Annotated in this window: 19 protein-coding genes, 2 tRNA genes and 1 pseudogene; 19 read left to right on the forward strand and 3 right to left on the reverse strand. The window is 62.7% G+C overall.

The window, feature by feature from the left end; genetic code table 11:
• The first annotated feature begins 335 nt into the window (after nucleotides 1–335).
• Nucleotides 336–1,394: a two-component system response regulator gene (locus A2Z13_04245; GenBank protein ID OGP81458.1), complete on the forward strand. Its 1,059-nt coding sequence runs from the start codon at nucleotides 336–338 to the stop codon at nucleotides 1,392–1,394.
• Between the two features lie 99 nt (nucleotides 1,395–1,493).
• A complete protein-coding gene (locus A2Z13_04250) occupies nucleotides 1,494–4,040 on the forward strand; it encodes an alpha-glucan phosphorylase (protein ID OGP81459.1) in 2,547 nt (848 codons plus the stop codon).
• Between the two features lie 15 nt (nucleotides 4,041–4,055).
• On the opposite strand, the gene A2Z13_04255 is transcribed toward A2Z13_04250, so the two are convergent.
• From A2Z13_04255 to A2Z13_04265, 3 genes are read right to left on the reverse strand one after another with little or no spacing between them, the layout of a single operon-like run.
• Nucleotides 4,056–5,309: a hypothetical protein gene (locus A2Z13_04255; GenBank protein ID OGP81460.1), complete on the reverse strand. Its 1,254-nt coding sequence runs from the start codon at nucleotides 5,307–5,309 to the stop codon at nucleotides 4,056–4,058.
• Nucleotides 5,291–5,995: a hypothetical protein gene (locus A2Z13_04260; GenBank protein OGP81461.1), complete on the reverse strand. Its 705-nt coding sequence runs from the start codon at nucleotides 5,993–5,995 to the stop codon at nucleotides 5,291–5,293. Before A2Z13_04260 ends, A2Z13_04255 begins: the two co-directional genes overlap by 19 nt.
• Nucleotides 5,996–6,002: 7 nt before the next feature.
• The gene (locus tag A2Z13_04265; GenBank protein OGP81462.1) at nucleotides 6,003–6,719 is read right to left on the reverse strand and encodes a hypothetical protein; all 717 of its coding nucleotides are present in this window, start codon (nucleotides 6,717–6,719) and stop codon (nucleotides 6,003–6,005) included.
• Nucleotides 6,720–6,823: 104 nt separating this feature from the next.
• On the opposite strand from A2Z13_04265, the gene A2Z13_04270 reads away from it, so the two are divergent.
• From A2Z13_04270 to A2Z13_04350, 17 genes and pseudogenes are all read left to right on the forward strand, one after another.
• Entirely contained in the window at nucleotides 6,824–7,558 is a 735-nt protein-coding gene (locus A2Z13_04270; protein ID OGP81463.1) for a hypothetical protein, read from the forward strand.
• A gap of 91 nt (nucleotides 7,559–7,649) precedes the next feature.
• On the forward strand, nucleotides 7,650–9,092 hold the full coding sequence (locus A2Z13_04275; GenBank protein ID OGP81464.1) for a hypothetical protein: 1,443 nt from the start codon (nucleotides 7,650–7,652) through the stop codon (nucleotides 9,090–9,092).
• A gap of 4 nt (nucleotides 9,093–9,096) precedes the next feature.
• Entirely contained in the window at nucleotides 9,097–10,470 is a 1,374-nt protein-coding gene (locus tag A2Z13_04280) for a Fis family transcriptional regulator (GenBank protein ID OGP81465.1), read from the forward strand.
• A 177-nt stretch (nucleotides 10,471–10,647) separates the two neighbouring features.
• Nucleotides 10,648–11,199 (forward strand): hypothetical protein, encoded by a 552-nt coding sequence (locus A2Z13_04285; GenBank protein OGP81466.1) that lies wholly within the window; start codon nucleotides 10,648–10,650, stop codon nucleotides 11,197–11,199.
• Nucleotides 11,200–11,432: 233 nt separating this feature from the next.
• Nucleotides 11,433–12,563 carry a phosphoserine transaminase gene (locus A2Z13_04290; GenBank protein ID OGP81467.1) on the forward strand — a complete coding sequence of 377 codons (1,131 nt, stop codon included), beginning with the start codon at nucleotides 11,433–11,435 and terminating at the stop codon, nucleotides 12,561–12,563.
• Nucleotides 12,564–12,591: 28 nt separating this feature from the next.
• Nucleotides 12,592–14,166: a phosphoglycerate dehydrogenase gene (locus A2Z13_04295; GenBank protein OGP81468.1), complete on the forward strand. Its 1,575-nt coding sequence runs from the start codon at nucleotides 12,592–12,594 to the stop codon at nucleotides 14,164–14,166.
• Between the two features lie 16 nt (nucleotides 14,167–14,182).
• Nucleotides 14,183–15,478 (forward strand): adenylosuccinate synthase, encoded by a 1,296-nt coding sequence (locus A2Z13_04300; GenBank protein OGP81469.1) that lies wholly within the window; start codon nucleotides 14,183–14,185, stop codon nucleotides 15,476–15,478.
• Nucleotides 15,479–15,518: 40 nt separating this feature from the next.
• Nucleotides 15,519–15,594 (forward strand) — tRNA-Lys (locus A2Z13_04305).
• 14 nt (nucleotides 15,595–15,608) lie between these two features.
• A tRNA-Glu gene (locus A2Z13_04310) sits at nucleotides 15,609–15,686 on the forward strand.
• Nucleotides 15,687–15,818: 132 nt separating this feature from the next.
• Nucleotides 15,819–16,091: a hypothetical protein gene (locus A2Z13_04315; GenBank protein ID OGP81470.1), complete on the forward strand. Its 273-nt coding sequence runs from the start codon at nucleotides 15,819–15,821 to the stop codon at nucleotides 16,089–16,091.
• Entirely contained in the window at nucleotides 16,081–16,527 is a 447-nt protein-coding gene (locus A2Z13_04320; GenBank protein OGP81471.1) for a hypothetical protein, read from the forward strand. Before A2Z13_04315 ends, A2Z13_04320 begins: the two co-directional genes overlap by 11 nt.
• Before the next feature lie 670 nt (nucleotides 16,528–17,197).
• Complete coding sequence (locus A2Z13_04325; GenBank protein ID OGP81472.1) at nucleotides 17,198–17,674, forward strand: hypothetical protein; 477 nt, start codon at nucleotides 17,198–17,200, stop codon at nucleotides 17,672–17,674.
• Complete coding sequence (locus A2Z13_04330) at nucleotides 17,671–18,060, forward strand: hypothetical protein (GenBank protein OGP81473.1); 390 nt, start codon at nucleotides 17,671–17,673, stop codon at nucleotides 18,058–18,060. The genes A2Z13_04325 and A2Z13_04330 overlap by 4 nt, the downstream gene beginning before the upstream one ends.
• Before the next feature lie 493 nt (nucleotides 18,061–18,553).
• Nucleotides 18,554–20,371, forward strand: a complete 1,818-nt coding sequence (locus A2Z13_04335) for a hypothetical protein (GenBank protein OGP81474.1) — start codon at nucleotides 18,554–18,556, stop codon at nucleotides 20,369–20,371.
• Nucleotides 20,372–20,397: 26 nt separating this feature from the next.
• Nucleotides 20,398–20,742: a hypothetical protein gene (locus tag A2Z13_04340; protein ID OGP81475.1), complete on the forward strand. Its 345-nt coding sequence runs from the start codon at nucleotides 20,398–20,400 to the stop codon at nucleotides 20,740–20,742.
• 142 nt (nucleotides 20,743–20,884) lie between these two features.
• Nucleotides 20,885–22,264, forward strand: a complete 1,380-nt coding sequence (locus A2Z13_04345) for a hypothetical protein (protein OGP81476.1) — start codon at nucleotides 20,885–20,887, stop codon at nucleotides 22,262–22,264.
• 51 nt (nucleotides 22,265–22,315) lie between these two features.
• Nucleotides 22,316–22,591, forward strand: a pseudogene (locus A2Z13_04350) (hypothetical protein).

The following is a 22,591-nucleotide window of genomic DNA, read 5'->3' on the forward strand; positions in this document are numbered from 1 at the left end:
GTTGGCGTGGAGAATCTCGTAACTTTCCGCATCCACGACCACGATGTCTTCCCGGATGTTGTCTAAAATCAAAGAGAAAAACCCGGAATCTTTCTCCAGTTCCCGACCCCCTTCCATGCATGATTTTACCCGCAGCCTGTCCTTGTGGTTCTTTTCGGAAAAATAAGCAATAAACCTTACGCAATCTCATGGCCATCTGCTGGAAGAAGTGCTACTACCCGACGCGTCAGGGTGCGGAATACGGCTCATTTGTGGCTCGCGGAGACAGGGTTGGGATTAAAGAACGTATTGATGTTATCCGATATACGTATCGAGAACTGCTCGCGAGGGAAGCCATGGACACGCAACGGAAAGAGACAATTCTGGTAATCGACGACGAGCCGGTTGTGGTGGAGGTTTTAAGGGGACTCCTCTCAAAAGAGGGTTTCGAAGTCGAGTCGGCCCCTGACGGCCTCGAGGGGCTGTCACGAGCGAAAGAGATTCGACCGGATCTCATTCTTCTGGACATTTCCATGCCGAAAATGAACGGCTTGGAGACATGCCGAAGGTTAAAAGACGGGAACGGCACCCGCGGCATCCCCGTCGTGATGTTTACCGCCCAGGCCGACAGGGACTCGAGGATCACGGCGCTCAAGGCGGGGGCGAACGATTTCTTAAGCAAGCCCGTCGACAATACGGAACTCGTGGTCCGGGTCAACAACCTGCTGAAAGCAAAAAAATACCAGGATTTCCTGGAATCTCACAGCCAAGTCCTGGAAGAGCAAGTCGAGGAAAGAACGAAGCAGCTTCGAGAAGCATTGCTCGACACGGTACACCGGCTGACGCTTGCCGCGGAGTACCGGGATGAGGACACCTACACCCATATCAAGCGGGTCAGCGAATACACCAAGGTTATTGCCAAGGAGTTGGGTGTCCCCCCGGAACAAGCCGGTATCATGTTTTACGCCGCCCCCATGCACGACATCGGGAAAGTCGGCGTACCGGATTCCATTCTTCTCAAGCCGGGCAAACTGACCCCGCAGGAATTCGAGATCATGAAGACGCACACCACCATCGGGGCAAGGATCCTCAAGGTATCCGATAGCCCTTTCCTCAAGTCCGCAGAGATATTCGCGTTGTCCCACCACGAAAGATGGGATGGGAAAGGGTATCCTCTGGGGTTGAAGGGGGAGGAGATCCCGATCGAAGGGCGGATCATGAACATCATCGACCAGTTCGATGCCTTGCGGAGTAAACGTCCCTACAAACCTCCCATCGACCATGAAACGGCCGTGAAGATCATCACCAAGGGCAACGGCAGGACCACGCCCGATCACTTCGACCCGGAGATCCTGGGTCTTTTCAAGAAGAACTCCGACACGTTCCGGGAAATTTTCGACATGTATAAGGAATAACGTGCGGAAGGTGCGCAAAGGTTGCTGCGATCTCCCGCACCCTGCTATGCTATCTTAGGCTGCCTGCGGTAACGGTTCCACAGGAAAGAGGCGATCCCTATGCGAGTTCGGCACTTCCACGTCCGCCCGAACATTCCCCAGGAACTGCTCCCGCTCGTCGATCTGGCGAGGAACCTGTGGTTCTCCTGGAACTGGGACGCGGTGCAGCTGTTCATCCGCCTGAATACGCAGCTCTGGGAGAGGTCCTACCAGAACCCGATCCTGATGCTCGGTTCCCTCACGCAGGCCGAGCTGGAAGCCGCCGCGCGCGACGAAAGCTTCGTCGCCAACTTGAGGCACGTGCATGAAAACTTCACCCGCTACCTCCAGACCCCGGGCTGGTTCCGGGAAACGCACGGCGGAGAGAAGGATTTCCTCGCGGCATACTTCTCCTGCGAGTTCGGGATCGACGAGGCGCTTCCCATTTACTCGGGGGGCCTGGGCCTGCTCTCCGGGGACCACCTGAAATCGGCCTCCGACCTGGGGCTGCCGCTCGTCGGGGTGGGGCTCCTGTATCAGAAGGGATATTTCCGGCAGCGGCTGAACCTCGACGGCTGGCAGCAGGAGCTGTACCCCGACAACGACTGGTACAACATGCCGGTCGCCCTGGAGCGCGGGCCGGACGGGAAGCAGATTTTTATCGAGGTGCCGATGGCCGGCGAGAAGGTCAATGCGCGGATCTGGCGCGTCCAGATCGGCCGGACGCCCCTGTACCTGCTCGACAGCAACGTAAAGGGCAACTCTCCCCGCATGCGGGAGATCACCTCGACGCTCTACGGAGGGGACCGGGAGATGCGGATCCGCCAGGAGATCCTCCTCGGGATGGGCGGCGTGCAGGCGCTGCGGGCGCTGGGGCTTTCCCCGACGGTCTATCACATGAACGAAGGCCACTCGGCGTTCCTTGCGCTCGAGCGGATCCGTACACTGATGGCGGAGCACGGGTTGTCGTTCCCCGAGGCGCGGGAACAGGTGTTCGCTTCCAATGTCTTCACCACCCACACCCCCGTCCCGGCGGGAAACGAATTGTTTTCGACGGACCTCGTCCGGAAGTATCTCCAGCCGGTGGCGGAGGAGATGAAGCTCCCGTGGCAGGAATTCCTCGGCCTGGGGCAATTGGCGTCGAGCCGGTCCCCCGACTTCGGAATGACGGTATTGGCGTTGCGGATCGCCGCCTTCACGAACGGGGTGTCCCGCCTGCATGCGGAAACTTCACGGAAAATGTGGCGCGACCTGTGGCCCAACCTGCCCGAATCCGAGATCCCCATCCGCGGCATCACCAACGGGATCCACACCCGGACTTGGCTCAGCCACGAGGTGGGGGAGCTCTTCCTCCGCTACATGGGCCCCCGCTTCAGCGAGAAGCCGGCCGATCCCTCGGTCTGGGAGCGCGTGGACGCCATCCCCGACGGCGAGCTCTGGCGGATCCACCAGGCGCGCAGGGATCGGCTCGTCTTTTTCGTCCGGAAGCGGCTGAAAGGGCAGCTTCAGCGGCAGGGGGCGGGCCCGGCAGCGCAGCGGGCCGCCGAGGAGGTGCTCTCGCCCGAGGACCTCACCATCGGCTTCTCGCGGCGGTTCGCCACCTACAAGCGCGCAAGCCTTCTTTTCCGGCAGCCGGAGCGGCTGATCCGGCTGCTGACCAACCCGGAGCGCCCGGTCCAGATCCTTTTCGCCGGGAAGGCCCACCCGCAGGACCATCCCGCCAAGGAGATCATCAAGTCGGTCATCCACTTCGCGTCGGACCCCCGCCTCCTGGGGCGGCTGGTGTTCATCGAGGATTACGACATCAACGTGGCAAGGTACATGGTGCAGGGCGTGGATGTCTGGCTCAACACCCCCAGACGTCCTCTCGAGGCTTCGGGGACGAGCGGGATGAAGGCCGCGGCGAACGGGGCGCTCAACGTCTCCGTGCTGGACGGCTGGTGGTGCGAGGGCCACGCGCTCGATACGGGGTGGGCGATCGGAAGCGGCGAGGTGTATGACGACCCGGAAGGGCAGGACCACATCGAGTGCGAGGCGCTCTTCAACCTGCTCGAGCAGGAGATCGTCCCCCTGTTCTACGAGCGGGACAAGGCCGGGCTGCCGCGCGAGTGGATTTCCATGATGAAGTCGTCGATGCGGAAACTGGGCGCCTACTTCAACACCAATCGGATGGTCCAGGAATACGTGGAAAACTGCTACCTGCCGGCGCACCGGGCGGGGGCGCGGCTGAAGGAGAACGGTTTCGCGGCGGCCAGGGCGCTTTCGTCCTGGCGGGCGCGCGTCACCGCCGACTGGTCCCGGCTGTGGCTCCAGATCGAGGACATCCGGAAGGAGAGGGAGATCCCGGTGGGCGCGGCATTCGGAGTCGCCGTGCGCGCGAATCTGGGATCGCTGTCCCCGGAGGACGTTTCCGTGGAGATCTGCCACGGTTTGCTCGACCCGTCGGGGGAGATCCGGGACGGGGCGATCGTCCGGGCGCGTCACGAGAGCCGGGACGGGGGCGGGGACATCTTCCGCGCGGAAATCCCGTGCGGGGTCACCGGGCGCTACGGCTACATGGCGAGGATCCTTCCGCGGCACCCCGACCTGGTGAATCCGTTCACGCCGCTGCTTTTGACCTGGGAATAAGACGGACCGGATCCCTTAGCCGGCTGGTTCGGTCCGCTTCGGCGGCTTGGGCGGTTTTACCGTCGAAACGAGGATCGCCGCAAGGAGCGCAAGCAGCGCAGCGATGCGGAAAGCCGTCGCGTAGCTCTCCGTAGCGTCGAAGAGTTTCCCGCCCACCATCGGCCCGATGATCCCGGCGGTTCCCCAGGCGGTCACCACGACGCCGTAATTGTTCCCCAGGTTGCGCACCCCGAAATAGTCCGCCGTCGCGGAAGGGAAGACGGCCAGCTGGGACCCGTAGCAATACCCGATCAGGAACACCGACCCGAAGAGGAAAAGGCGCGTTTCGACTTCCGTCTCGAGGAAGAGCAGAAGCGCCGTCACCCCCATGACGAGGGCGAGCGTCCTCGTCCGTCCGAAGTGGTCGGACATCCATCCCGAACCGATCCGGCCGCACCCGTTCCCGACGGACAGGATCCCGACCGCGATGGCCGCGTCCGGGCGGGAGAACCCGGCCCCCTGGGCGAAGGCGGCAAGGTGCCCGATGACCATCAGCCCCGCCGTGGTCCCCAGCGCGTAGGCGGGCCACATCCGCAGGAACGTCCCGGTGCGCATCATTTCGAGGGGCGCGTACTCGTGGAGGGTGCGGTACCCGCCCTCCCCCGGGGGAGGGGCTGTCCAACCTCCGGGGCGCCACCCCTCGGGGGGATTTCGAAGGAAGAACGACCCGGCGACGGTGACAAAGAAAAACCCCGTCCCCAGGATGGCGAAGGTCGGCCTCCACCCGTACCAGTGGATGAGAAGCCCCGACAGCGGAGCGATCAGCGCCCCCCCCGCCCCGTAGCCCATCACCATGAGGCCCGTCACGAGCCCCCTCTTGTCGGGAAACCACTTCATCCCGACGGCGAGCGGGCAGGTGTATCCGACTCCGCTGGCAAAGCCGACCAGGACGCCGTAGAAGACGTACAGCCACCAGAGGGAATGGGTATACTGCGAGAGGAAGACCCCCGCCGAAAAAAGGAGCGCGCCGGACAGAGCGACGGGCGCCGGGCCTTTCCGGTCCTGCCAGCGCCCCCCGATCAGGACGCCCGTCGCGATGCAGGCGATGGAGAGGGTGAAGGCGACCGACACCTCGGCACGCGTCCAGCCGAACTCCTTCTGAAGGGGGCCGAGGAAGACGCTCCAGGCATACGCGGCGCCGAAGCAGAGGTTCATCGCGACGCCGCCCGCCACGCGGAGCCAGCGATTCAGTGCGCGCGGCCGGTTCGCGGTCACCTGCCCCGGCTCCATCCGTAGATTTCCGCACAGCGTTCCGGCGGCATCCCCAGGAAATAGGCCAGTCGCAGTCCCCACATCAGCAGGATGGTCCGCCCCGGCCCGAAGGCCTCCCACCGTCTGCCCGAAGTCGTGATCCGGGCGGGAAGCAGGAGGGTCTTCCCGCTGCGGGTGAGCCGGCGGGAAAATTCCACGTCTTCCATGAGGGGGATCTCCGGGAATCCGCCGATCGCCTCGAAAGCATCCCTCCGCGCGAAGATCCCCTGATCGCCCGTGTAGGCGTGAAAAAGCATCGAGCGGACGCCGATCATCCTTCCGGTCAGCCGGAGAATCGCCCTGAGGTAGGCGGAAGCGGACGGAGAGACGGACAATCTCACGGAAAACGCCCCCCCGAGAAATTCCCCGTGCCGGACGGCCGTCCGAATGGCGGCAACGGACCCAGGGGGGAGCACGGTATCCGCATGAAGGAAGAGCAGGATGTCCCCCGAGGAGGCGCGAACCCCCGCGTTCATCTGGGCCGCCCTTCCCGGTGGATGGCGGAGCACGATATCCGCCAGCGGGCGCGCGATTTCGACGGTGCGGTCGGCGCTGCCCCCGTCGACCACGATCACCTCGTCCGCACCGGCTTCGCGGCCGGACCGTATCGCCGCCGGCAGCGATGCCTCCTCGTTCAGCGCGGCGATGATCACGGATACCGTCATTCGCCCATCACGGGAGTTCCGCCGCGCCCCGGCCTTTCCGGATGCGCTGGATGGTCCCGGGCAGCAAGAAGGAAAGGACGAGCAGCATGGCGGGAACGAGAATGTTCGCCTGGAGAAGATCGGCCGGGCCGCGGAAGGTGGCCACGATCTCCCTCAGGTTTCCGAAGAAGAAGGAGACGATTGCGATGGCCGGGAGGATCCCCAGGAAGGTCCCCCAGAAGTAATCCGGGAACCGGATCCGCGTGGCCCCGGCGCCGTAGTTGAGGACGATGAAAGGGAACCAGAAAATGCGCAGGTAGAAGATGACCGAAAAGCCGTGCTCTCCGGCCTTCCGGTCCAGATTCGACAGTTTTCCGCTCAGGAATCGTTCCGCGAAGTCGCGCAGGAAGTAGCGGCCCAGCAAGAAAGAGGCGGACGCCCCGGCCAGGGCCCCGAGGAGGCTGCACACCGTCCCTAGGTACTTCCCGAAGATCAGCGCCCCGGCCGCCGTGAACGGCGTCGCGGGAAGAGCCAGCACGCCGATCCCATAGAGCAGGACGAAAACGGCGGGCCCGAAGGCCCCCGCCGCGCGGACGAAATGGTCGATCCGCGCCACCAGCTCTTTCCTTCCCTCCGGGGAGAGGAAGAGGCCTCCGAAGGGAGTCAGGAAGAGCACGTAGCCCGCGAGTCCCGCAAAGAGAAGGAAGATGGTGATTTTCAGGAAGTTTATTTTATGGACGGGCAAACGCTGCTCCTTCGCGGAATGTCCCTATCTTACGGGACGGCGAAATCGAAAGGAAGGCGGGATTCCTCATTAACCCGTTGAATGGACGACCCCCCCCACTTACAATGAAGGGAAACCCGGGGGACATCAGGAAGGGGAGGAGGATGCGAAGAGACCGGTTTGCGAAGGTGGTGTCGCTCCTGCTTGTGGTATCGGTGGGATGGTTGGCATCGGGCTGCTTCGGGAAGTTCCAGTTGACGCGGATGTTGCACGAGGCGAACCAGTCGGTGGAGGACAAATACCTCCGCAGCGCGGTGACCTGGCTCTTCGTGATCCCCTACGCGCTCACCGGTGTCCTGGATATCTTCATCTTCAACCTGATCGAGTTCTGGTCGGGCGAGAACCCGATTGCGGAAGGACCGTCGACGAAGGTGGTTGCATGGGGGGATGAGACGGTGACGATGACGCTCGCCAGGGAAGGCGGCACGACCCTCGCAACCATCGAACGGCGCAAGGGCGGGGCGCTCCTCTCCACGCTGGCCATCCGCGACGACGGGAAGGGCTCCGTGAGCTCCGAAATGGTTGCGCCGGGCAAGGAGACGGTGCGGTCGACCGCGGCCATGTTGCCGGACGGGTCGGTGGAAGTGGTCACTCTTTCACGCCTGGGGGTGAAGACGGAGAGGCACCCGGCATCCGCAGTGGAAACGGTTCTTGTGCGGACGGCGCGGATCGCAGGCGAAGTGCGCCAGGCCCTGTCGGGCGCCCCGGGACCGGGGTCTCCGGCCTCGCCCGCACGGGTCCCCAAGGGGGACATTCCTATCTCAAGTTCCACGTTGAGGAGTGTCCCCCCCCAAAGTTGAGGAGTATCCCCACAGAGTTAGAAGGGGGGTTCCCTTCACTGAATGGCCCCCGGCGGAACACCTCCGGGGGCCGGATTTTTTGGAGGAAGTCATGCGGTTCCCTCGCCTGTCGATCGCCGACCGGGGGCTTCAGTTCAAGCTCACCATGGTCATGCTGATCCTTCTGGCGTGCTCCATGGGGTCGGTCTTCATTCCTTATTACTTCGGCCGGGAAAGCCTGAAACTCGATCTCGAGGACAGCTTCCTGGAACTCTCCAACGCGATCCGCGTGAGCATCGACCAGTTGACCGCCCCTGCGGCCTCCGAGGAGGACCGGCTCCGCGGATATGTCGAGTCCCTGAAAAAGACGGGGATCCGCGAGGTGTCCATCGTCGGAGAGGACATGGGAATCATCGACAGCACCGACCCCGGGAAGATCGGCAAGATGTCCCGGATCAAGCTTCCCCCGGAGAAGCTCGTCATCAACGCCACCTTCGGAGAGGAATCGCCGGGAGGGCGGTCGAAGGACCTCGTGATCCCCGTCACGGTGGGGGGCGACACGATGGGGTATATCCACGTCCGCATGCGGATCGAGGACTTTACGGAGACCATCCGGAAGAACCTGTATCTCCGGTTCTTCAGCACCCTGCTCATCTTCTCCTTCGGGCTCGTGCTGGCGGTCAGCATCTCCTCCCATTACGTCCGGCCGGTGGAGGAACTGGCGCACGCCGCCGAGAAGGTGGCGGCCGGCGACCTGTCCCAGGAGCTGCCGGTGCACGGGAAGGACGAGGTGGGGCGGCTCACGCGGGTGTTCAACGAGATGATCGCCAGGCTGCGCCAGAACCGGGAGTTGGAGGAGAAGGTGCGCGAGACCCAGTACCTGATCCAGCTCGGGCGCCTTTCCTCCGGCGTCGCCCACGAGATCCGCAATCCCCTGAACTTCATCGCGCTGGCGATCGACCATCTCGGCGTGCTGTCCGGCAGCGGCACCCCGGAGGCGGCAAAGGAAAAGGCCCAGATCATCGGGCGGATCAAGGAGGAGATCCAGAGGCTGAACGAACTGGTCACCAACTTCGTCACGTACGGCCGTCCCCAGGCGCCTTCGCTGGCGGAGGTGCAGTTGCCCGAAATCGTCGAGAGCGTGCTCCGGGTGGCGGATGGGCGGCTCCGGACGCAACGGATCCGGTGCCGGCGCGATTTCCGGATCGGGCCGCCGGTCCAGGCGGATCCCGACATGATCCGGCGCGCCGTGCTGAACATCGTGGGAAACGCGATCGACGCGATGCCCAACGGCGGCGAACTGCACCTCTCGGCCGGCCCGCGGGAGGAAGGCGGGTACGAGCTCGTGATCGGCGACACCGGGCCGGGAATCGCCGAGGAAAATCGCGACAAGATCTTCCAGCCGTACTTCACCACGAAGCCGTCGGGCCTGGGGCTCGGGCTGGATCTCACGCGGAAGATCGTGGAAGCGCACGGGGGGAAAATCGTGGTAGATTCGCAACCGGGGAAGGGCACCAGGATCCACATCCTCCTGCCTGGGGAGCCCGCGGGGTGAGAGCGTGAAGGGAACGATCCTCGTTGTCGACGACGAGCGGAACCAGCGGGAGATCCTGGGCTCGATTCTCAAAAGCGAAGGATACTCTCCCCTTCTCGCCGGGAGCGGGGCGGAGGCCCTGCGGGCCCTTGAGCGGGAGCCGGTCGACCTCGTGCTCACCGACCTCGTCATGCCGGGGATGACGGGGGAGGAGCTGATCGATGCGGTCCATGCCAGGAATCCGGGCGTGCCGATCCTCCTCACCAGCGCCTACGGGACGATCCAGACCGCCGTCGACGCGATCAAGAAAGGGGCCTACTACTATTTCGAGAAGCCGGTGGACCGCGCAAGGCTTCTCATCATCATCGAGCGGGCGATCGAGAACCTTCGCCTGCGGGAGTCGCACCGCGTCCTCTCGGAGAAGTTGTTCCCGGGGGCTCCCGCCATCATCGGGGATACTTCCGAAATCCGGGAGATCAAGCGAATCCTGCCGCGGATTGCAAAGAGCGAGGCTACGGTGCTCCTCCGAGGAGAGAGCGGAACCGGCAAGGAGGTGATCGCCCGGAACATCCACGCGTTGAGCGATCGTGCCCACGCCCCCTTCCTGGCGGTCAACTGCGCATCCCTGCCCGAAGCCCTCATCGAGAGCGAGCTCTTCGGGCACGAACGGGGAGCCTTCACCGGCGCCCACCGCCGGGAAATCGGCCTCTTCGAAGCAGCCGAAGGGGGGACGATCTTCCTCGACGAGATTTCCGAGGTAAAGCGGGGAATCCAGGCGAAGCTCCTCCGCGTGCTCCAGGACCGGGAGATCCGCCGATTGGGCGGGAAGGAGAATATCACGGCCAATGTCCGGATCATTGCGGCCACGAACCGGGAGCTGGAGGAGGCGGTCAAGGGCGGAAGGTTCGGAGCCGACCTGTTTTACCGTCTGAACATCCTGAAGCTGACCCTGCCGCCCCTGCGGGAGCGGATCTCGGACATCCCGGCGCTGGCGAAACATTTCCTGGACAAGCACGGCGAGAAGGGGGTTCCGCCCGTCCGGGAGATCACGAAGGACGCGATGCGGCTGATGATGTGTTATCCCTGGCCCGGGAACATACGGGAACTCTCCTCGGCGATCGAACGGGCGGTGGTCCTGGCCGAGGAGGGAATGATCACGCCCGCGGAACTTCCTCCCGAAGTCAGGGGCGAAAAGGAACCCTCTCCCACGGAACCGTCCATGTCTCACCAATACGAACTGCCACCCAGGGGGATCGATTTCGAGAAGATGGAGGAAAGCCTCCTCCGTCAGGCCGTGGAATTGTCCGGGGGGGTTAATACCCGGGGCGCCGAGCTCCTCCGGATGAGCTACAAAACCTATGTTTATCGCCTGAAGAAGTTCGGGATCATCCCGTCCTGACCCTTGTGCCCATTTGAGGAATCCGTTACCCATATGGGCAAAGAATCCGCCGGCTTATGGCCGGCACATGAAGAAACATTCCGTAATTATTAAGGAAATTCATGCAAAAAAGTTGGCACCTTTCTTGGATGTTCTTCTTTATCTCGTATCATAATCTCTCGGTAGGGAGGAAGGAAGATGAAGAAATTTTTCGCGTTGTTCGTAGCGGTGGCGTTCGCCCTGTCGCTTGCGGTCATGGCAGTTGCCGCCGAGGAGAAGAAGGCAGCCCCGGCACCGGCAGCCCCGGCGGCACCGGCAGCCCCGGCGAAGGCGGAGCCTGCGAAGGCAGCCCCGGCGGCACCGGCAGCCCCGATGAAGGCGGAGCCGATGAAGAAGGAAGCGGCCAAGAAGGCCAAGCCGAAGGTCGTCACGGGCACGATCGAGGCATTGGATGCGGCGGCGGGCACCTTCTCGGTGAAGGGGAAGAAGGAAACCGTGCAGCTGAAGGCCGGCGAGAAGGTGAAGCTGGACGGGTTCAAGTTGGGTGACAAGGTCACGGCAACCTACTCCGACGGCGTTGCCTCCAAGGTCGTAGCGGCGAAGAAGGCCGCGGCGAAGAAGGAAGCTCCGAAGGCGGAGCCCATGAAGAAGGAAATGGCACCGGCACCGGCAGCCCCGGCGAAGGCGGCCCCGGCACCGGCAGCCCCGGCCCCGGCAGCCCCGGCCCCGGCGCCCCCGGCGAAGAAGTAATCGCTTTTTTTCGGTAAGGACCGTCCCGCCCCACAAGGGCAGGGGCGCCCCGGGCAGGGGGACACAATCCCCCTGCCCATTTTTTTTGCACGCCGGGGAGCTCTCCTGATCCTCGGGGGGACATTCCTATCTCCACGCCAAGTGTCCCCCCAACTTGCTTGCATTGACTTTTCCTGGTGCCTTTGATAGACATTCCTTTGCTTCTCCCCCCAACAACCATGGAGGTGCTGCCGATGAGCCGAAAGATCAACTTCAACGCCGGACCCGCCACCCTTCCTCTTCCTGCGCTGGAGCGAGCCCGCGACGAATTGCTCGACTTCGCCGGGAGCGGCATGTCAGTGATGGAACACAGCCACCGAGGCAAGGAGTACGAGGCGGTCCATGACGAAGCCATCGCCCTTGTCCGGGAGCTCCTCGGCGTCCCGTCGGGCTACGAGGTCCTTCTGCTTCAGGGAGGGGCCACGTCGCTGTTCGCGGAGATTCCCATGAACCTCCTCGAGAAGGGGAAAACCGCCCAGTACCTCGTCACCGGCGCCTGGGGCGAGAAGGCTCTCGGCGAGGCGAAAATCGTATCGGCGCTGTTCGGCGCCAATTTGGCGGTCCAGAACATCGGCACCGGCGAAGGCAAGGAGAAGAGCTACACCCGCGTGCCGGCTCCCGCCGAGGTGAAGGTCGACCCCGGGGCCGCCTACCTGCACATCACCTCCAACGAGACCATCCACGGCGTGGAATTCAACGTCGACGGCTCCCGCGCCTTCCCCGGTACCGGCACCGTGCCCCTCGTCGCCGATATGTCGAGCGATTTTCTCTGGCGGTCCTTCGACATCACGAAGTTCGGCCTGGTCTACGCCGGCGCGCAGAAAAACATCGGCCCGTCGGGCGTGGTGGTCGTGGTGGTATCGAAGGAGCTTGTGGAGAAGGGGAGAAAGGACATCCCGAAGATCTTCCAGTTCCGCACCCACGCGGAGAACAGGTCCCTTTACAACACCCCCCCCACCTTCGGAATCTACATGGTCCGGAACGTCCTTTCCTGGCTCAAAGGGCAGGGCGGCCTGGCCAAGGCGGAAGAAGTGAACCGGAAGAAGGCGGCACGGCTCTACGGCGTCATCGACGCGAACTCCCGGTTCTTCCGGTCGCCGGTGGAGAGGGAGAGCCGGTCGGTGATGAACGTGGTCTTCCGGCTTCCTGGCGAGGACCTCGAGGCGGAGTTCATCGCGGAGGCCAAAAAGCGCGGCATGGTGGGGCTCAAGGGGCACCGCTCCGTGGGCGGAATCCGCGTTTCCATGTACAACGCCGCCTCCTACGAGTGGGTGAACACGCTCGCCGGGTTCATGGAGGAGTTCGCACGCGTGAAGCAGGGATAACAACCCTTCGAAAGGAGAGTGGCCCGCCATGAAAGTTCTGGCTCTCGACAACCTGCAGAAGGTCGGCATCGACGTCTTCGTCAAGGAGGGGATCGAGGTCGACGTGAAGAGCAAGATGACCCCGGAGGAGCTTGCAGCGGTCATCGACAACTACGACGGTATCGTGGTGCGTGGAGCCACGAAGGCCACCGCCGCGGCGTTCGAGAAGGTGTCCCGCACGAAGGTGATCGGCCGCGCGGGCAGCGGTACGGACAACATCGACAAGGTGGCGGCCACCAAGAAGGGTGTGGTGGTGATGAACACCCCGGGCGGCAACACCGTCACCACGGGCGAGCATGCCATCGCGATGCTGATGGCCCTGGCGCGCCAGCTCCCCCAGGCCACCGCCTCGATGAAGGAAGGGAAGTGGGAGAAGAGCAAGTTCATGGGGACGGAGCTCACCGACAAGGTCCTGGGCGTGGTCGGGATGGGGAACATCGGGAAGGTCGTCGCCGAGCGGGGCCTGGGTTTGAAAATGGTCGTACTGGGGGTCGACCCGTACGTGTCGAAGGACGACATGGCGCGGCTGGGCGTCGAGTACGTTACTCTCGACGAGCTGTATCGCCGGTCCGACTTCATCACCTTTCACACGCCCCTGACCCCCGAGACGAAGAACATGGTGAACGCTTCCTCGATCGAAAAGATGAAAAAGGGGGTTTTCCTCATCAACTGCGCCCGCGGGGCGCTGATCAACGAGGCCGACCTGCATGCGGCGCTGGAATCGGGAAAGGTCAAGGGCGCGGCGCTCGACGTCTACCCCGTCGAGCCCCCTCCGCCGGACACGCCGTACTTCAAGCACCCCAGCGTGATCCTCACGCCGCACCTTGGCGCCGCCACCACGGAGGCCCAGGAGAAAGTTGCGGTCCTCATCGCCGAGCAGATCTGCGACTTCCTGAAAAAAGGGACCATCCGCAACTCCGTCAACTTCCCGTCGGTCTCGGCCGAGCTTCTTCCGACCCTGAAGCCTTACCTGGAGCTGGGCGAGAAGCTGGGAGCCTTCCACGGCCAGATGCTCGATACCCCGCTGAAAGAGCTGAAGGTGGAGTACATCGGGGAGGTCGGAAAGCTGAGCACCGCTCCGGTGACCATCTCGATCCTGAAAGGATTGCTGCAGTACCAGACCGAGGAGGTCAACCTCGTCAACGCCCGCATGGTGGCCGAGGAGCGCGGCGTCAAGGTCACGGAGACCAAGGTCGCCCGGTCGGAGGAATACACGAGCCTGGTCCGCGTCCATGTCGTGACGGAGAAGGGCGACTCTTCCGTTGCGGGGACCGTCTTCGGCAAAGCCCCCCGCGTCGTGAGAATCAACTCCTTCCCGATCGAGGCGGACCTTTCGGGCGGGATCCTGATGCTGCAGAACCAGGACGTCCCCGGAGTCGTCGGACGGGTCGGGACGTTCCTGGGGGAGAAGGGGATCAACATCGCCGGCCTGCAACTGGGCCGGATGCAGGTCGGGGGGACCGCCGTTTCGCTGATCAGCGTCGATCACCCGGTTCCCGAGCCCGTCCTCAAGCAACTGAGCAAGCTTCCCAACATCACCGCCGCAAAATTTCTGACGTTCTAGGAAAGAGGCGACCTACTTGAAGAGCATCATCGTCATCGGCGCCCAGTGGGGCGACGAGGGAAAAGGGAAGATCGTCGACATCTACTCGGAGTTCGCCGACATCATCGTGCGGTCGACCGGGGGGAACAACGCCGGGCACACGCTGGTGGTCAAGGGGGAAAAGTTCGTCTTCCACCTGATCCCCTCCGGCATCCTGCACCCCGGGAAGAAGTGCGTCATCGCCAACGGCGTGGTCATAGACCCGAAGGTCCTGCTGACCGAGGTCGGCCGGCTCAAGGAGCGCGGCTACCTGAAGGACGACGCGCAGCTCAAGGTCGGGCTCCTCGCCAACATCATCCTGCCGTATCACATCGTGCTGGACCGCGTGCGCGAGGAGAAGCTGGGGAGCCGGAAGATCGGGACCACGGCGCGGGGGATCGGCCCCTGTTACGAGGACAAGATCGCACGGAACGGCATCCGGGCTTGCGACCTGGTCCATCCGGACACCTTCGCGGAGAAGCTCAAGGCCAATCTCGAGCCGAAGAACTTCCTCCTGAAAAACTACTACGAGGCCGAGGAGATCCCTTTCCAGTCAACCTTCGAGGAGTACCTGGGATACGGGGAGCGGCTGAAGCCCCATCTCATCGACACCTCGAGCTTCCTCAACGAGGAGATCAACCGGGGTGCGAAGGTCCTCTTCGAGGGGGCCCAGGGGACCCTGCTGGACATCGACCACGGGACCTACCCCTTCGTCACCTCCTCCAACACCACGGCGGGAGGGGCGTGCACGGGCTCCGGCGTTCCCCCGACGAAAATCAGCGGCGTCATCGGCGTCTCGAAGGCGTACGCCACCCGCGTGGGCGGCGGGCCGTTTCCGACGGAGCTGTTCGACGAGGAAGGGCAGCGGATCCGGGACCGGGGGAACGAGTACGGTTCCACGACGGGGCGTCCCCGCCGCTGCGGCTGGTTCGACGCTCCCGTGGTTCGTTACGCCCACCGTCTGAACGGCCTTTCCGGCCTTGCCCTCACCAAGCTCGACGTCCTTTCGGGGCTGCCGCGGATCAACATCTGCGTCGCTTACGAAATCGGCGGAACGAGACGGGACGAAGTGCCCCTCCTCCTCGCTGAATTCGAAGGGGTGAAACCCGTGTACGAGCAGGTGGAGGGGTGGAAGGAGGACCTCTCCGACGCGAAGGAGTTCGGCGACCTGCCGAAAGCGGCACAGAAATACGTGCGTCTGCTCGAAGAGGTGTCCGGCGTGGAGATTTCCCTGGTTTCCGTGGGGCCCGAGCGGAACCAGACGATCGTCCGCAGGAATCCGTTCCGGGCTTGACACTTCGCGCTGCCCGCCGTTAGCATGATGTGTTTCCGGGGAGCCCATAGCTCAGTTGGTAGAGCATCTGACTTTTAATCAGAGGGTCGCAGGTTCGATTCCTGCTGGGCTCACCAGAGCACTTCATCGCGTCCCCATCGTCTAGTCCGGCCAAGGACACCGCCCTTTCACGGCGGCGACGCCGGTTCAAATCCGGCTGGGGACGCCATCAATAATAAAGGGGTTTCTTGCGGATTACCCTGGTTTTCAGAACGGTGTTTTCTGGACGGTTTTTTTTCTTCCCTCGGTTGTGTCCTTCCCTCTGTTGTTGTGGTAACACAGGATTCGTGTTACACTCAATATGCGTAGATGGGAAAGGAGGGAGAAGAACATGGCTCGAAAGAACGTGACCGTGGCCATCGAGGCGGAAATATTGAAGGAAGCGCGTCACATCGCCGTGGAGAAAGGAATGTCCCTGTCGGCCCTGCTGGGAGAGACGCTGGAAGTCCTGGTCCGGGACGACGTCTCTTATCGGAGGGCGAGAAACAGGCAGGCGGCATTGCTCAAGAACCCTCCGGACCTGGGGACGAAGGGCAAGGCGACCTGGACGAGAGAAGACCTCCATGGCCGTTGAGTTCGTCGACACGAACGTTCTCGTCTATGCTTACGACAGGTCGGCGGGTCCGAAAAACCGAAGGGCCGCGGCATTGATGGAGAGGTTGTGGAGCGGGAACGCGGGAAGCACGAGCATCCAAGTGCTCCAAGAGTTCTTCGTGATCACGACACGTAAAATCGCGAGACCCCTTCGCCCGGAGAGGGCGAGGACCATCATCGGCGACATGGGTGCCTGGCGGATCCATCGTCCGTCGATAGAAGATGTCCTTGGCGCCATCGAGATCGCCGAGAAAGCGTGCATTTCGTTCTGGGACGGAATGATCGTTCGAAGCGCCTCTGCGCAGGGTGCAACCGTCGTCTGGTCGGAAGATCTCCAGGCCGGAGGAAAGATTTCCGGCGTTCGAATCCACAATCCGTTTCTGGACGACCGTGCCTTAACCGGACCGGGCACCTGAGCATAGCCACTGCAGTCGATGAGAGGCCGGCTGATCTCCTCCGAAGTCTTCGGGCGGGCGGATGGATGATGCCTATCTCGGTTTGTGCGCCTCCATCCAGGCGGATTACCTGATTACAGGCGATAAGGACCTGCTTTCCGTGGATCCGACCAGGAGTTCCGCATCACTAAAAGGCTTAAGGATCTTGATCCCGAGGGAGTTTCTCGAACCGGCCGGTTTTTTTTAGACGGTTCTTTTCCCGTCACCGCCGCCACATCGATTGCATGGCGGATACGACGGTCGCGAGCGCCTTCTGGCCGGAGGCGGTGAAGGTGATGACTCCCGCGATCCCGGCGAGCAGGAGGACGAGAACGCGCGAGGCTTATCGGTCTAATCCCGACATTCATCGCCATTTCTTTCGTTTTCGTCCCCAGGGGGATTTGAACCGGCACGGGGCGCCGACCGGGTGGGCGGAGACACTCCTCTCCCGCATCCCTGTAATGAACCAGGAATGTTCCACGGTGGCCTTGTGGAGCGTGGCAGCCCCGTGCCGCACCGCGACAAGGTCTCCTACGGGATCGCCCTCTCCCCGACGTTTCACGCTGCCTTCGGACGACGTACATTTGCGATGATCGTTGAATTATTTAGCCAGATAACAATAGAATGTCAAAAACGGCCGGAGGAGGCGAACGTGGCTCATCCCGGGAATCGCCGGAAGCCCCGCCTGATCGACAGGAAATTCCAGCTCGGACTCGCATGGCGGATGATGTTCGGCTTTCTCGCGTTCTTCATCGGCGGCCTCGTCATCGTGTTCGCCCCCTCGTTGGTTCTTCTGGCTACGGGGAGCGACCTTGCAGAGCTGGAGCCGGCCGCGAGGGAGCTTCTCGTGCTGCACCGCCGCGTGTGGCCGGCCGCGCTGTTCATTTTCGGCGGAGTGTTCCTCTACACCCTTTTCTTCAGTCGTCGTGTCGTCGGCCCGATCTTCCGGATCAACTCCATCCTCCGTCGGATGCTGGAGGGAGATTACCCACAGAAGGTGACCTTCCGGCGTGGAGATTTCTTCCACACCACGGCCGAACTCCTGGAAAGCCTGTCCAGGAAGGTTTCGGAGGAGCAGGGCAAGGCGCGGCAAGGGGAGAAAGATCCGCAAGGGCCTGCCGCGACATGAGCGGGGCCCCGATCCGAAGGCCCCCCCGAGGGTTCACCCTCGTTGAGCTTTTGATCGTGTTCACCATCACGGCGATCCTGGCGGTACTGGCCTTCTCGACCTACAGCAAGTTCGTGACCAAGGCACGGTTCACACAGGCGCAGACAGCGCTCAAGCACCTCCAAAAGACGCAGGCGATCTTTTTCAGCGAGAATGGCGTCTACACGGACAACGTCGTCCTGGTCGGTTTCGAGCCCACAAAGTACGACTTCTACAATATTTCCGTGGTCCTAGACAACACGTTCCAGGACTTCACCGGGGTTGCGGACGGCTATGGCGTGATGGCGGGCGACCGGTGGCACATTAACCGGAACGGCGACTCGATTCACGATACCCCTAACTTCTGAGGAAGCTCCAGAAGGTCTCCCCTGCAAAGCATCCGACTACCGGCTCCTGAAACGATCGCCGCTGATCGCTACCGGTTGGCGTGGTTGTCATCAGGCCGACAAGACCCTGCACGCCCCCAAACGAATTGGACTTTGGCGGATCCCTTGTTTGTTGACCCTGATGCGCGACAAGCCTCGGCCTTCAGGCCGGGGAAGGATAGCGCGGACGGCGTAGCCGTCCATCGGGTGATCATCGCGGTAGCTGTACCGGTCCGGGCAGTAGTATCTGTCGCCGTCAGCATAAATGAGTAGGTGCCGGTGGCAGGCGAAGTGAATGTGGCAATTGCCGTATCGGCATTGTTGATAACACCAACAGCAGTGCCTGTGAGCTGGGCCCGGTGTAACCCCTGAGGAATTGGCTCAAGTCGTTGAAGGGCTGAACGAAATTATCGGGACCTAATTCGTGGGGACACCCTTGCATTTTTAGGTACGCACGCCTGAAAATAGCAAGGTGATGGACTTCCTCCGCCCGGAAAACCTCCTCCGATACGGCTACAAGGACTGCATCCTTTGCGAGGTCGAGCGCAAGGGAGAGGAAAAAAGGTGCCAGCCTTGTTCCGGCAGGGTCGACCAGCGGGACCGCCTCCTCTGGGAGATCCAACGCGCGAGGATCCTCCGAACCTCGGCGAAGCTGTCCCTGATCTTCCCCGGCATCGGGCATTTTTACAGCGGTCGCCGTCTCCACGGGGCCTTCTGGGCCGCGCTCATCCCCTTGAGCCTTGGGCTGGTGATCAGCGTCTGGAAAGGTCCCACGACCGGGCACTCCCTGCTCCTGCTGGCGTTCGGCCTGATCTATTACCTCGCCTGGGTCGATGCGGGCCGCGGCTTCAGGGAAACAGTGGCGCCTTGCCAGGCAGCCTGCCCGTCCGACATCAACGTCCCCGACTACATCGCCCTCGTGCGCGAGGGGCGCCCGCTCGAGGCGCTTGCCCTCGTCCACGACAGGCTCCCTTTTGCCGCCTTCTGCGGCAGGGGGTGCCCGCATCCCTGCGAGCAGGTGTGCGTCCGGAACGAATTCAATGCACCGATCTCCATCATGGCGATCAAGCGCTACCTGGCCGATGTCGGGTACGCTGTGGGGATCCCGCCTTCCACGGCCACGGGCGAGGGGATCCCCTCGCCTCGGGTAGCCGTTGTCGGGGCGGGGCCGGCCGGGCTTTCCGCGGCCGACACGCTTGCGCGGCTGGGGTGCCGGGCCACCGTGTTCGATGCGAACGCGGAGCCCGGAGGGAAGATCCGGTACGGCGCCCCCGAGTTCCGCCTCCCTCACGAGGCCGGGCTTTGCGACATTCGCACCATCCTCGCCCGGGGGGTCCGTTTCCAGGGGGGGAAGCGACTGGACGCGGATTCCGCCCTTGAGGATCTTGCGCGCGAGGGATTCGACGCTGTGCTGCTGGCGGTCGGCGCGGAAGAGGCGGTCCGACTTCCGGGGGCAGGAGGGGAAGAGGAAGGATTCCTCGACGCGATGACGTTCCTCGCCCGCATCCGGCGCGGGGAGATGCGCCCGATTCACGGCAAGCTGGTGGTCATCGGGGGCGGGGACGTCGCGGTCGATGTCGCGCGGTCGGCCATCCGCCTGGGGGCGGAGGAGGTGACGATCGCCTGCCTGGAATCCCGCGAGACGATGCCCGCCTCCCCATGGGAAGTGGAGGATGCGATCGCGGAAGGGAGCAGGATTCTCCCCTCCACTGCGGTCAAGAAGTTCCTGTTGCGGGAGGGGCGGGTCGCGGGGTTCGAGGCGCTCCGTGTGGACCGGATCGAGTTCGACGCGAAGGGGGGCTTCCTGCCCCACACGGTTCCCGGAAGCGAATTCGAGGTCCGCACCGACAGGATCGTCATGGCCGTCGGCAGCCGTCCCAGGCCGGACTTCCTCCCGGCTTCCGCCTCCCGGAAAACGCTGGACCCGGCCCGCCACGTTTATCGGTTGCTTTTTAAGGAGAAGGAAACTAGAATTCCCGCCTATGTGTGCGGGGACTGCGTACGCGGCCCCGGGACGGTCGTCGAGGCCTCGGCCTCCGGAAGGGCGGCCGCCCTGAATATCTACGAGGACCTCTGCGTCGAAGAAGTCAGGAAAGCGCGGTTCGAGGACAACTACCGCCGCGCGGGGGAGCCCCAGATATCCGACCGGCCCGAATGGCGGATCCGCAGCGAAGCTCCAAGGCTTTCACCGGAAGAAAGGCGGCGGACTTTTCAGGAAGTGGAAAAGAGATTGACCGAAGAAGGTGTTCATCACGAAGCGGAACGCTGTGCCCGGTGCAATCTCTGGCTATAAACCAACAAGAGAGGGGGTGAGTACGGATGAAGAAGTTCGCAGCTTTTTTGACGATCGTCCTGGCGGTGACGTTCTCCGCCGGCTTGGTCATCAGCGCGGATGCACCAGAGAAGATCACCATCAAGGAGATCCAGAAGACCAAGGGGCCCGTGGAGTTCAACCACAAGGCCCACACGACGCGGGCCAAGGCCTGCAAGGATTGCCATCACAAGAACGAGGCCGGCAAGGAGGAGAAATGCTCCAACTGCCACAAGGCCAAAGCGGAAGGCAAGGTGGTCGAGCTCAAGGAAGCGTTCCACACCACCTGCAAGGACTGCCACAAGAAGATGGCGAAGGGGCCGACCAAGTGTGACGAGTGCCACAAGAAGTGATCGGGCACACGGGTCCCGGCAGGATGGAGAGGGCGGGCGATCCCGCCCTCTCTCGTTTTAATTTGACTTTCCGCTATTATTTATGGTTGAATTTTTAAGTTTTACCGTAAAAGATTTTCCCATCTCTCGAAGGTGAATCCCCATGTCGGACGATAAGCGCAGCCAATCCGCGATGGACAAGGTGTGGAATTTCTTCACCTCGCTGAAGCTGGCCATCACGATTCTGATCATCCTGGCCGTCGCCTCCGTCTTCGGAACGATCATCGAGCAGAACCAGCCGATCGAGAAGTATCGCCAGTTCTACGGCGACGCGACCATCCGGATGCTGGATGCCCTGAACCTGTTCGACATGTACCATTCCTGGTGGTTCCTGCTCCTGCTGGTCCTGTTCACCGTCAACCTCTCTTGCTGCACCCTCGACCGGCTACCGCGGGTCGTGAAGGTCGTCCGGAACCCGAAAACGACCCTCGACGACAATCTCGAGAAGAGCCTCGGGCTGGTGGCCCGGTGGAAGAAGAAGGGATCCCCGGATGCGTGGGCCGACAGGTACGCGGGGGCCATGGGCCAGTCCATCGGCAAGCCCCTGGTGACGCGGAGCAGCGAGGCCGTGCACCTCTATGCCGAGAAGGGCATCGTCTCGCGGTTCGGCGTCTACGTGACCCACACTTCCATCGTCATCATCTTCATCGGGGCGATCTTCGGCAACGTGCTCGGTTTCAAGGGATTCGTCAATATCCTCGAAGGGCAGTCGATCCGGCAGGTTCCGACGCGGGGCGGCACCAAACCGGTCGACCTCGATTTCGCGGTGCGGTGCAACAAGTTCACGCTCACCTTCTACACGGACCAGCACGGGCACCAGACCCAGCAGCCGAAGGAATACGCCTCCGACCTGAGCGTCATCGAGAACGGCCGGGAGGTGCTCCGCAAGAAGATCGTCGTCAACGACCCTCTCCAGTACAAGGGGATCTGGTTCTACCAGTCGAGCTACGGGCAGGCCGGGTCCGCCACGGCGCAGGTGACGGTCCGCGATGCCGGCGGCGCCCCCGTGACGACCCTTTCGCTCTACGCGGGGCAGCCGGTCGAGATCCCGGGATACGGGGGGGTCACCGGGATGGATTACCAGCCGGATTACCAGGGGTTAGGCCCCGCCCTCCTCGTCGAGCTGGAGAAGCCGGGGCAGCAGAACGCCCGGTTCTGGCTGCCGCAGGCGCGCCCCGACTTCGACCGACAGCGGAAGGATCGGTACTCCTTTTCCTTCGGGGGCCTGCACCAGGCGTTCTACACGGGCCTCCAGGTGGCGAAAGACCCGGGGGTGAACATCGTCTGGGTGGGGTGTACCCTGATGGTGATCGGGATCCTCATCGCTTTCTTCATGTCTCACCAACGCCTTTGGGTACGGTTGACGCCTTCGGCGGACGGCCGCGTGGAGGTTGTCCTTGCCGGCTCCGCGAGCAAGAACCGACTTGCCTTCGAAAAGAAATTCGAGAAAATCCAGAGCGATCTGAAGGCGCTCGCGGTATAATCCCAACGTGCTATTTTTATTTTCACCGTTTCCACAGGAGCCGCCTGAACCATGCTGAATGTACGACTCTTCGACCTGACGACCCTTCTGTTCGGAGCCGCCTCCGTGAACTATGTTGCGGCCCTTTACGGCAAGAAAGACACCCTCGCGCGAGTAGGGACATGGATTTGCATCGTCGCCGCGATCGTCTCCACCGCCGCGATCGGCGTCCGCTGGGCCGAGTCGTACAATATGGGGATCGGCCGGATCCCGGTCACGAACCTGTACGAGTCCCTGGTCTTCTTCGCCTGGTCGGTCAACCTCTTTTACCTCTTCGTCGAGTGGAAG

The sequence above is a fragment of the Deltaproteobacteria bacterium RBG_16_64_85 genome (assembly GCA_001798885.1).
In the GTDB taxonomy this organism is placed as follows: domain Bacteria; phylum Desulfobacterota; class Deferrimicrobia; order Deferrimicrobiales; family Deferrimicrobiaceae; genus FEB-35.

Excerpts from the sequence above, each read along its gene's own strand:
- A2Z13_04245 (OGP81458.1), top strand. The coding sequence starts at position 336 with ATGGACACGCAACGGAAAGAGACAATTCTGGTAATCGACGACGAGCCG.
- A2Z13_04250 (OGP81459.1), top strand. The coding sequence starts at position 1,494 with ATGCGAGTTCGGCACTTCCACGTCCGCCCGAACATTCCCCAGGAACTG.
- A2Z13_04255 (OGP81460.1), bottom strand. The coding sequence starts at position 5,309 with ATGGAGCCGGGGCAGGTGACCGCGAACCGGCCGCGCGCACTGAATCGC.
- A2Z13_04260 (OGP81461.1), bottom strand. The coding sequence starts at position 5,995 with ATGACGGTATCCGTGATCATCGCCGCGCTGAACGAGGAGGCATCGCTG.
- A2Z13_04270 (OGP81463.1), top strand. The coding sequence starts at position 6,824 with ATGAAGGGAAACCCGGGGGACATCAGGAAGGGGAGGAGGATGCGAAGA.
- A2Z13_04275 (OGP81464.1), top strand. The coding sequence starts at position 7,650 with ATGCGGTTCCCTCGCCTGTCGATCGCCGACCGGGGGCTTCAGTTCAAG.
- A2Z13_04285 (OGP81466.1), top strand. The coding sequence starts at position 10,648 with ATGAAGAAATTTTTCGCGTTGTTCGTAGCGGTGGCGTTCGCCCTGTCG.
- A2Z13_04290 (OGP81467.1), top strand. The coding sequence starts at position 11,433 with ATGAGCCGAAAGATCAACTTCAACGCCGGACCCGCCACCCTTCCTCTT.
- A2Z13_04295 (OGP81468.1), top strand. The coding sequence starts at position 12,592 with ATGAAAGTTCTGGCTCTCGACAACCTGCAGAAGGTCGGCATCGACGTC.
- A2Z13_04315 (OGP81470.1), top strand. The coding sequence starts at position 15,819 with ATGCGTAGATGGGAAAGGAGGGAGAAGAACATGGCTCGAAAGAACGTG.
- A2Z13_04320 (OGP81471.1), top strand. The coding sequence starts at position 16,081 with ATGGCCGTTGAGTTCGTCGACACGAACGTTCTCGTCTATGCTTACGAC.
- A2Z13_04330 (OGP81473.1), top strand. The coding sequence starts at position 17,671 with ATGAGCGGGGCCCCGATCCGAAGGCCCCCCCGAGGGTTCACCCTCGTT.
- A2Z13_04335 (OGP81474.1), top strand. The coding sequence starts at position 18,554 with ATGGACTTCCTCCGCCCGGAAAACCTCCTCCGATACGGCTACAAGGAC.
- A2Z13_04340 (OGP81475.1), top strand. The coding sequence starts at position 20,398 with ATGAAGAAGTTCGCAGCTTTTTTGACGATCGTCCTGGCGGTGACGTTC.
- A2Z13_04345 (OGP81476.1), top strand. The coding sequence starts at position 20,885 with ATGTCGGACGATAAGCGCAGCCAATCCGCGATGGACAAGGTGTGGAAT.